The 542-nt window shown below is 67.3% G+C and carries 1 protein-coding gene; it reads right to left on the reverse strand.

Annotation, left to right across the window (positions count from 1 at the left end):
* Positions 1-422, reverse strand: a 422-nt coding sequence (locus tag B2527_RS08780) for a DUF7507 domain-containing protein (RefSeq protein WP_293707958.1), incomplete at its 3' end; no start/stop codon positions are given.
* Positions 423-542: the final 120 nt, after the last annotated feature.

Below are 542 nucleotides of genomic sequence, written 5' to 3' on the forward strand. Positions count from 1 at the left end.
TCGCCCAGCACCGTATTGCCGTTGGTGTCGGCCACGCTGGCGTGCTTGGCCAGGGTGAAGCTGGCTACCGGCGTCGCCGGCGTCGGTGTGATCACCGGCGGCGTGGTGGCCGTCGGCGGGGTGATCGTACCCGGCGGCACGGCCGTGGCCGTGGCGACGTTGGTCACCTTGCCCGCAGCCTCATCGGCAGCGGTGATCACATAACTGTTGTTGTTCGCGCTGCAGGCCACATTACTTGCGCCCACCGGCAGGCTGGCGAGGGTGCATACCAGGCTCGGCAACATCGCGTCACGGACCACCACATTGGTCAACGGTACCGTGCCGGTGTTGCTGACAAGGAAGGTGTAGGTGATCACGTCGCCGGCATCGCCGAGCACGGTATTGCCGTTGCTGTCGGCAACACTGGCCTTCTTGTCCAGCACGAAGCTGGCTACCGGTGTTGCCGGGGTCGGTGTGACCACCGGCGGCGTGGTCGCCGTCGGCGGGGGGATCGTACCCGGCGGCACGGCCGTGGCCGTGGCGGTATTGATCACTTCGCCGGC

The sequence above is a fragment of the Stenotrophomonas sp. UBA7606 genome, from assembly GCF_002477705.1.
Classification (GTDB): domain Bacteria; phylum Pseudomonadota; class Gammaproteobacteria; order Xanthomonadales; family Xanthomonadaceae; genus Stenotrophomonas.